7 protein-coding genes are annotated in these 9,295 nt (G+C 44.7%); 5 read left to right on the top strand and 2 right to left on the bottom strand.

Annotated elements, in window-relative coordinates; translation table 11 throughout:
- Positions 1-1,677, top strand: a 1,677-nt coding sequence (locus Q0Y54_RS09440) for an ATP-binding protein (RefSeq protein ID WP_297966814.1), incomplete at its 5' end; no start/stop codon positions are given.
- 551 nt (positions 1,678-2,228) lie between these two features.
- Positions 2,229-4,676 (top strand): PAS domain-containing protein, encoded by a 2,448-nt coding sequence (locus tag Q0Y54_RS09435; protein ID WP_297966812.1) that lies wholly within the window; start codon positions 2,229-2,231, stop codon positions 4,674-4,676.
- A 200-nt stretch (positions 4,677-4,876) separates the two neighbouring features.
- Here Q0Y54_RS09435 and Q0Y54_RS09430 read toward each other — a convergent pair whose 3' ends face one another.
- Together Q0Y54_RS09430 and Q0Y54_RS09425 are read right to left on the bottom strand one after the other, a co-directional pair.
- The gene (locus Q0Y54_RS09430; protein WP_297966810.1) at positions 4,877-5,416 is read right to left on the bottom strand and encodes a hypothetical protein; all 540 of its coding nucleotides are present in this window, start codon (positions 5,414-5,416) and stop codon (positions 4,877-4,879) included.
- Positions 5,417-5,826: 410 nt separating this feature from the next.
- Positions 5,827-7,173, bottom strand: coding sequence for a sensor domain-containing diguanylate cyclase (locus Q0Y54_RS09425; protein ID WP_297966808.1), 1,347 nt, complete (start codon positions 7,171-7,173; stop codon positions 5,827-5,829).
- 169 nt (positions 7,174-7,342) lie between these two features.
- On the opposite strand from Q0Y54_RS09425, the gene Q0Y54_RS09420 reads away from it, so the two are divergent.
- The 3 genes from Q0Y54_RS09420 to Q0Y54_RS09410 form a co-directional block, all read left to right on the top strand.
- Positions 7,343-8,746 (top strand): tetratricopeptide repeat protein, encoded by a 1,404-nt coding sequence (locus Q0Y54_RS09420; RefSeq protein WP_297966805.1) that lies wholly within the window; start codon positions 7,343-7,345, stop codon positions 8,744-8,746.
- 92 nt (positions 8,747-8,838) lie between these two features.
- Complete coding sequence (locus Q0Y54_RS09415) at positions 8,839-9,096, top strand: hypothetical protein (RefSeq protein ID WP_297966802.1); 258 nt, start codon at positions 8,839-8,841, stop codon at positions 9,094-9,096.
- A 5-nt stretch (positions 9,097-9,101) separates the two neighbouring features.
- Positions 9,102-9,295, top strand: a 194-nt coding sequence (locus Q0Y54_RS09410) for a YjfB family protein (protein WP_297966799.1), incomplete at its 3' end; no start/stop codon positions are given.

Here is a 9,295-nt window from a genome sequence, read left to right as displayed (position 1 = left end):
GATGGAAGAATACATTATCACGCCCATGACTATATTTTGGGTAATGTTCATGGGGACGAGGAAATGAAGGAGGTAAAAAATAGTGAGCTGCTGTCTCAGAATAATTCTGACAGTGATGTAATTCGTTACTACTACAAGGGAAGAGATTATGTTCAAACCTTTGCAACCCTGAGATGTGGTTTAAAATTGGTATTATGTGACGATTATGACGAGATATATATGGACCGTTACAAATTGGTGGCGTTGGATATAATCGTTATTATAGTATGTGGAATATTGATAATACTGTTACTATCCTACTATACCCGCCGTATTATGCAGCCAATAAGGGTTCTTACCAAGGCTATCAGAAATATTAAGGACGAAAATTACGATGTGGAGCTGCCGAAAAATGCCCCAGGGGATATTGGTGTGCTGAGCCAGGGAATTGCCATGGCAGTTTCGGCTATTCAGGAAAAGAAGAAATTAAATGCTTCTACCCTTGCGGCGCAAAACAGAAAGCTGGAGAAGGCAGTGGCTCAGGCCAAGGAAGCCAGCCGGGCAAAAAGCGATTTTCTATCCCGAATGAGCCATGATATAAGAACACCGATGAATGCCATAGTGGGAATGGGAATGATAGCAGAATCCCATAAGGATAATCCGGAAAAGCTGTCTGAGTGCCTGCAGAAAATTTCCACCTCCAGTAAATACCTGCTCAACCTGATTAATGAGGTATTGGATATGAGCCGGATCGAAAGCGGAAATTTAAGTATGACTAAATCCAATATCAACATTCCGGAAATTATCGGCAGTATTATGGCCATGGTAGACCCTCAGCTGAAGACCCACAGACATACGCTAAAGACCACTATCAATAACCTGCAGCATGAGAATGTGCTCAGCGATTCCCTTAGGATGCAGCAGATATTTGTCAATATTTTGAGTAATTCAATAAAATATACACCGGATGGAGGTGAGCTCAGCTTTAGTGTAAATGAAGTGCCTTTATCAGCCAACAGAAGTCTGTATGAGTTTACCTTCGTGGACAATGGTATTGGCATGTCCAAGGAGTTCCAGGAGAAAATGTTCCAGCCCTTTACCAGGGAGCAGGATGATCATGAGACTGAGGTTAAGGGAACCGGCCTGGGAATGGCTATTACCAAGGCTATAGTAGATTTGATGGGAGGCACTATTCGCGTAAGGAGTACTCTCAACGAGGGCACGGAAATAAAGGTAAGCCTTGATTTGGAGTTTGTGGAGGATGACAGTATCGGCACTAAAAATTCAAGGCCCATGGAGTTCTCCGAAATCCAATTGCAGGGCAAGCGTATTCTTTTGGTGGATGATATTGCTCTGAATTTGGAAATTGCCGAAAATCTACTAGAAATGACCGGGGCCACCATGGATAAGGCGGCCAATGGACGGGAAGCCCTGGATATATTCGAGGAAAAGGGAGAAGGGTATTATGATTTGATATTCATGGATGCCAGAATGCCTATAATGGACGGCTATGAGGCAACCAGGAATATCAGGGCTCAGGCCACGGAATATGCGTTGAACATACCAATTATTGCCATGAGTGCCGACGCATTCGCCGAGGATATAGAAAACTTTAAAAAATGTGGTATGAATGACTACGTTTCCAAGCCAATTGAGCTTAAGATACTGTCCCGCATATTGCAAAAATATTTGCTGTAAAAATGTTTGTTAAAAAACACTAAAAAAACATTTAAAAAGCACTAATTTAACCTTATATAAGGATTAAATTAATGCTTTTTTAAAGCAAATAAAAAAAGCCGTCGACACCATAACAAGGTAAGGCAAATATACCTCGCTGAAAGCAAACTGATACTTTTCATAAAAAAATATCAGTTTCCACGGAAGGGGCAGTAGTGTCGCGGCTATGGGTGAAATGCTCTGGGGAAGAGCAAATCGAGAGAGGGGTTTATGGAGAATATACTTATGAAAGGATATATTCTCCAGGAAATAATACCTGCAAGACAATACTATTTCCTAGCAAAATTATATACGAAAAGTATAAAGTTGTAAATTACAATCAATTTAAAATACTGTATACATTATGATACATAGGATAATGTAAATTTAAATTTATTCAGTGAAAGTGTGAAAACTCCACTATATTTTGTAAAATAAAAGGATTTTTGTATTTTATGCAGAAATATACATAGAGCAATCATTGAATACGCCGTATTCATAGTTAGATTTTTTTAGATAAGGCGGGTTTTAATATGAAAGACGTTTCAAGTAATAAGATAAGAGTGCGTTCAGGAACATGGTATGAAGAACTGGATGAAAATGCCCGCATGAAAAAAATTGTATTTTCCGATGAAATACGGCATATGCTGGGCTATACCAATACAGATGATTATCCTAATACATTGGACTCCCTGCTGAAGCTGCTTCACCCCGAGGATAAGGAGAAAATGCTGGAGATGGCTATTGCTGCAGCCAAGGGGGAATTATCCTCCCTGGACACGGAATTTCGCCTGAAAAAGAAGGATGGCAGCTATATGATGGTAAATGCCACCGGCAAGGTGGTTAAGAATGAGAACGGCCAACCGATAATCATGCATGGCTCCATTTTTGATATTACGGAATTAGTGGAAAATCGCATGCTTTATGAGCAGGTTATGCATCGGTTGGAGGCCACGGAAAAACAGGAAAACGATATAAGATGGTTTGGACCGGTTTCGGCAATTTATGATACAGCCAAGTTTCGCATAGAATACGATGAGCACGGGCGGCGTATGTCGGTTACATGGAATGACGCCTACAAAAAATTATTAGGCTATGAAAATGATGAGGAATTTCCCCAGACCCTGCAAACCTTTTATAATCATATAGTGGCTGAGGATCTGGAGCCTGTAGGCCACTTTATGGATTTGATGGAGAATAATGATCATGACGATTCGGTCCATGATGTGGAATTTCGTATGTACAAAAAGGGTCGTTCAATAGTGTGGGTACGGGCAGCAGCCAGACGGATATTGGGGACAGATGGTCGGGCAAAGCAGGCTATAGGCCTTCTGACAGATATAACACCTCAGAAAAATATGGAGCTGCAAAAGACCATATATGAGGTATTTTCCCAGGAATTTCTCACGGTGGGAATTATTGACATATTCCACAATCAATTATGGCTTCTCAGGGACAGGATGATAAATGATACCTTTATTAAGTCCTATGAAAAGGGAGCCCACAATTATGATAATTTCCTTAAGGAATACGTCAGCAAGCACGTGGTAGAGGAAGAACGGGACCGGGTGTACAGGGAGAGCCGTGTTTTCCATATTGTCATTGAGTTAAAGAAAAAGGATGTGTACCGTATCCGGTACAGATGTAAAAATGAGGATGGTCATATACAGCACGTACAGGGGACCTATCTATGGCTGAATAAGGATGGGGACAAAAGGAAGGTAATATGCGGTTTTCGTGATATTACAGACCTTATTCGGGGGGAGCAGGAAAAGCAGGAAAAATTGCGGAAGGCTCAGGAAGAAGCCGAACTGGCCCGGTATGAGGCCGAAGCGGCCAATCAGGCTAAAACCTCCTTTTTATTTAACATGTCCCATGATATCAGAACGCCAATGAATGCCATTACCGGGTTTAGGGAATTGCTGGAGCGTGACCAGGAGGACCCGGAAAAGCGGCAATATTATCTGAATAAAATGGATGATGCCTGCAAGGTACTGATTTCAATTATCAACAATGTATTGGAAATGGCCCGGATTGAGAAGGGCGTGCTGAAGCTGGATGAGACGCTGTGGAACGTAGATCAGTTTAATGACGGCCTGTATTCGGTGCTGAAGCCGATGATGGATCAGAAAAATATTGGGTTTACCCAGGAATTGGATGTTCAGCATCAATATTTTTACGGGGACGGGGGAAAGCTGCGGGATATTTTCCTGAATATTCTGTCCAACAGCTATAAGTACACCAAGCCAGGGGGCTCAGTGCATATGAAGCTGGAGGAGCTGCCCCATGACAAACCGGGCTGGGCCTGGTACAGAAGTACAATCCGTGATACGGGAATTGGAATGAGCGAGGAATTCCTGCCCCATATTTTTGATTCCTTTACCCGGGAAAACAACACCACCAGCAACAAAATAGAGGGCACTGGCCTGGGGATGTCTATTGTAAAACGCCTGACGGATTTCCTGGGGGGGAAAATTGAGGTAAGAAGTAAAAAGGGTGTGGGTACCACCTTTATTGTGGATATGCCGCACCGTATTGGTCAAAAGCCTGATGAAGGGTACATAGTAGACGGTCATGTTGAGCTGGATGCTGGCATGTTTGTGGGCAAACGGGTCTTGTTGGCAGAGGATAATGAAATCAATGCCGAGATTGCCATAGAAATCTTGTCTTCAGCGGGAATGATCGTGGAAAATGCCAGGGATGGTCAGGAATGTGTGGACATGCTGCAAAGGGCTGAGGATAATTATTATGATTTGATTTTAATGGATGTGCAAATGCCTAACATGAACGGCTACGAGGCAACCAAGGCTATTAGGGCATTGCCGGATAAGCTTAAGGCCAATATTCCGATTTTGGCCATGACCGCCAATGCCTTTGCGGAGGATAAAAAGGAGGCCTTCAATGCGGGAATGGATGGTCATCTGTCCAAGCCAATTGATATAAGAGAGATGATGCGGGGCATGGCCAAGGTACTTATATAACGAGCTTTAAGATGTCCCCCACCTCTTTAGGTGGGGGAAAACAAACTACAACAGCTGGCGAGCATATCTCCCAGCTCGTTGAAACGCTAATTGGAAGATTTTTCTTCTAAAGAAGAAAAATTTGAACAATGGCGTTATAAAGGCAGTTTAAGAGTAAACTGAAAGGGCAGCGGAAAATCGCTGCCCTTATTTTCGTTCTGTTATTTGGTTGTGGTGCCGGAGGTGGCTGCAGGCTTGGCCAGCTCCGGGTGATTACCGTAGAATTGGGTACTGGTCCAATAATTTTCCAGGGCCTTACTATAATGGGCTGCACCAATTTCAACCCAGCCCTGGGGATCACCGGGACGTACATTGGCCATGGTGAGTGGCTCAGGGTAGACAGGCATAGGAGTCTTGGCCGTGGGCTTTTCCTTGGGCGGCATGGTCGCCGCAGCGGTATCCTCAACGTCCTCAACTGCAGGAGGCAGAACCGTCCACATGGATACAGTAACAGTGCCATCAGCCTCCGGGGTAAACCGGTAACGGGCATTTTCAAAGGTTTTGTTCTTTATTGCGATTTTCACCCAGGCGTAATAGGAGCCTTCGGCCTGACGTATGGTTTCCGTTTCAAGATAGTGCATGGTAGTATCATCACTGTATACCAGCACCTCATGGGCCCGGGTAGTAGCTGGCAGCGTGGCATGAACGCTGCCAAGAAGTGCAAATGCTGCTATGGTAATGATAAATAATCGCTTAATCATATTAAGTCTCCTTTCAAAAAACAACATCAAAGGAGCCATCTCTGCAGACGGCTCCTCATCAAAACTATATTCACACACACATCAACCACTTACTACATCTCTCAAGGTATAGAAAAGAGGTACCTGACGTCGTCGGACATCCCAATCGGGAACGAAGCATTGATTAATATTCGGGAACTAACGTTACCACACAATCCGCTGTCACTAACATCTACTACCAAACACAATCTACTACCGGATACCTAAGTGAGATGGATAATTATCGGCGCATCAACGTCAGCTGAGAAAACCGGAATATGTCAATTCGCTGACGGTGCAAACATCAAGTACCTCCTTATTTGCTTATATTATAATACAGGCAAAATAACTTTGCAACAATATTTTGAATTGTTTGACAATTAATTTTGGAGCTACATTTCATCCATATTGGCGTGATAATCCTGCTTCATATCATACATGCGCTGATCGGCAATTTCCCTGAGCTGCTGGGGATCGGTACCATCATCGGGATAAAAGGCATAACCGATGCTGACGCTTACCATCATGTTGTGCGGACCACTGACAATGGAGCGGAGGAAGGCCTTGGCCAGCCGGCTGCATATAGTGTCGTATACACTGCGCTTAATGTCCTTATCCACCAATATGGCAAATTCGTCCCCACCTATCCGATAAACCTTAAAATCACAGGCACCCTTAATTCTTAAGGCGACCTCCTTCAGTACATCGTCACCGGCCCGGTGGCCATATGTATCATTTATGTGCTTAAATTTATTTACATCAATGAAGAAAATTCCGTGGAGACTGTTGGACCGTACCAGAGCAGCCATATCCTCCTCAAAGCAGCGGACGTTATGTAAGCCGGTAAGCATGTCCTTTAGGGAAATATTGCTGAACAGCTTTCTGTCCTCAGCCAGCAGCATGACCATGTAGGTAAGCAGGGTCAGCAATAATACCAAAAACAGGCCAAAGAGGGCGTAGGGATAGAGCATGGAGGGCTGCAGCCAGCCCCTTTCAGGCATAATTTCCAGCCGCCAGGTGACCCCTGCCACATCAAAATCGGCGGCAACAGGCTGTATCATAGTTTCCCGGGAGCTGGTAATAAGCCGCATTTCATCATCAAAGGGATTGGTCTTATATAAGGCAAAATCGTAGCCAAAGGCTTTTAGGTTATCAATGGCGATTTGGAAGGAGTCTGATGCCTTTACCACAGCAATGGCAAAGCCCCAGAATTCCTTTATTCCTTCTGTATTCCGAATATATACAGGGTCGCGGATTTCTATAGCCATTTCCCGGTTCGGGGTTTCAAAGGGGCCCTGTACCGTCAAGGTACCGGTGTTTTTACTGTAGGTTGCCAGGGCACCATAATGTTTTTCCTCAAAAAGATTAATCAGATCTCCTTCGTTGCCCTCCAATGGATAAATAGTAGTGACTGTTCCGTTGGGGGCCAGCTGGAGGCAGTAAATATTTTTCTGGTCCTTCATGATGCGTTTGGCCACGTTGTTAAAATCCCCCATGGTACCTTCCGGGTTTTGCTGTAAAATAAGGTTCATGGTCTCGGTGATGCTGGTGCATTCATTGATGCCATACTTCAGTTCGCTGATTCGGTTGTTGAGATTAAGCTGGGCCAGGCTTTGCTCCTGGCTGGTTTGTCGTTGCCAAATGCCGTTCATAACCAAGGTCAGCACCAGCATGCTCAGCAGGAACACAGCAGATACTATGGCTATGCGGCTTTTTTTACTAACATCATTTAAAAACATGGCGTTTCCCCTCGATAATTTTTATTCTACCTAATATTATAGTCAAATAACATCGTTGTTCAAATTTTTCCTTAACATCGGATAAAATCACCATTTTTGTAAGGCTTTTAATCCGCTTCTAATTGTAGGGAGATGGAGAAGATGATAAAATTAGATGGTCTTATTTTTAATGCGATTATTTTACGATGAGGAGCTTGGTGAAAATATGGGATATATAGATTTTGGAAAAAAAATGGCAGCACCGCTGATGGCGGCTGCCTTGTTTGTGATGCCGGTTCATACATGGGCGGCAGAGGATTTTACCGGATTAAGTGACGCCCAGGTGTATGATTTGGGCAATTCCTTTATGGAAAAGCGGGATTATGGACAGGCCCTGGCCGCCTATGACCATATTTTATCCACCAATGGGGATTGGGCCCTGGTATATACCAGCCGGGCCCGGGCAAAATATTTGCTGGGGGACAGGGCCGGGGCGGAGGCCGATTTAAACCGGGCCCTGCAGTTTGAGCCCAATCTTCCGGATGTCTATTATGTGCGGGGCAGCCTTCAGTATATGGAAAATGACTTTGCCGGGGCGGAGGAAAGCTTTAATCGGGCCCTGGAGTTAAATCCGGACTATATTGATGCGATTACCATCCTGGGTAAGCTGTATTTTGACACCGGACGGGAAAATGAAGCCGTCAAGGCCATGAGCCTGGCCGTGGAAAAATCGCCTACAGCAATGGCCTATGTTAATCGGGCGATGATTTATGCCAAAATTCCGGACCTGTCGGCGGCCAATTTGGATTACAATGCGGCCCTGGAGCTGGATCCAAAGTGTGCAACAGCGTATCTGAACCGCGGTATGCTGTTTGTGGAGCAGCACAAATTTAATGCAGCCCGCAGCGATTTTGATAATGCCATTAAGGCCGATCCCAAGAATTATAATGCCTATATCAACCGTGGGTATTTGTCCATGGAGGCAAAGCAGTTTGAGGAGGCCATGGCAGATTTTAACAAGGCTGTGGAGCTGCAGCCTGATAACGGGCTGGCCTACAATGCCCGGGGGATGGCCAATCGCAGGATAGGAAGCTACGAGGAGGCCCTGCGGGATTTCAGCAGGTGCATTGAGCTGGCTCCTGATTATGAGCTGGGATACAAGTCCCGGGCCATGTTTTATCGTAATATGGGGGAATTTGACAAGGCGTTGCCGGATTTTGAGAAAATAATTGAGCTGGCACCCAATGACCCGGTGGCTCATTATGACAAGGGATGTCTGCTGCTGGAAATGCAGCAGCCGGATCAGGCCCTGGAGCTGTTCAACAAGGCCGTGGAGCTGGATGGAGGACATACGCCCCAGTTTATGCTGAATAAGGCAGTGGCAGAGGCCTATCTTGGTGAAAATGATGTTGCGGCAGCGGATTTTACCAAAACCATTGAAATGGCGGACAATTATGCTTTGGCCTATCTCTATCGGGGAACCTTGTACAGCAATATGGGCTTAAAGGAGCAGGCCAGGGCGGATATTAATCGGGTACTTATGCTGGAGCCGGACAACCAGCAGGCCCAGGAATTGATGAAAAAATTGAAATGATATTATTGGTGTGAATTTTTTAGCTGGAAATGACGATATATTTTGTGATATAATTTCAATATTATTTTTGTGTTGTTTGGAGGTTCCCGTTAATGGATCCAGTTTATTTGTCAATTATTATTCTTGTGGCTTCCCTGGTGGTCTTTTTCCTGATTTTCAAAGCCTACAGAGATGAAGGCAAGACGCCGGCGTTCTACAGAAAGGCGGCCATTATGTTTGGCGTTCTTACAGTATTGAATGTTGCTGAAGCATTGGTGCGAGGAGGAGCTGACATCATGCTCATAGTTTGTACTGTATTAACCTCAGTGGCTGCTGCAGTGAATTGGCGTATATACAAGAAAGGGGAGTGAATCCTATGGATATAATGAGCATTGCTGCTTTGTCAGTGGATATGCATCAGCAACAGGATGCGATGCAGCTGGACACAGCCGTAATGAAAATGGCCATGGATACCCAGACGGAAATGATGGATGACATGCTGGATGCAATGGGGGCTGCTGATGTGGCAGCTATGACCGGTATTGGTCAGAACATTGATATCATGGCATA

It is taken from the genome of uncultured Anaerovibrio sp., assembly GCF_947302755.1.
In the GTDB taxonomy this organism is placed as follows: domain Bacteria; phylum Bacillota; class Negativicutes; order Selenomonadales; family Selenomonadaceae; genus Anaerovibrio.
This window is presented reverse-complemented; position numbering and strand designations above follow the sequence as displayed.

Bases quoted from the DNA above. Each gene is read 5' to 3' on its own strand.
- Q0Y54_RS09435 (WP_297966812.1), top strand. From the start codon at position 2,229: ATGAAAGACGTTTCAAGTAATAAGATAAGAGTGCGTTCAGGAACATGG.
- Q0Y54_RS09430 (WP_297966810.1), bottom strand. From the start codon at position 5,416: ATGATTAAGCGATTATTTATCATTACCATAGCAGCATTTGCACTTCTT.
- Q0Y54_RS09425 (WP_297966808.1), bottom strand. From the start codon at position 7,173: ATGTTTTTAAATGATGTTAGTAAAAAAAGCCGCATAGCCATAGTATCT.
- Q0Y54_RS09420 (WP_297966805.1), top strand. From the start codon at position 7,343: ATGCGATTATTTTACGATGAGGAGCTTGGTGAAAATATGGGATATATA.
- Q0Y54_RS09415 (WP_297966802.1), top strand. From the start codon at position 8,839: ATGGATCCAGTTTATTTGTCAATTATTATTCTTGTGGCTTCCCTGGTG.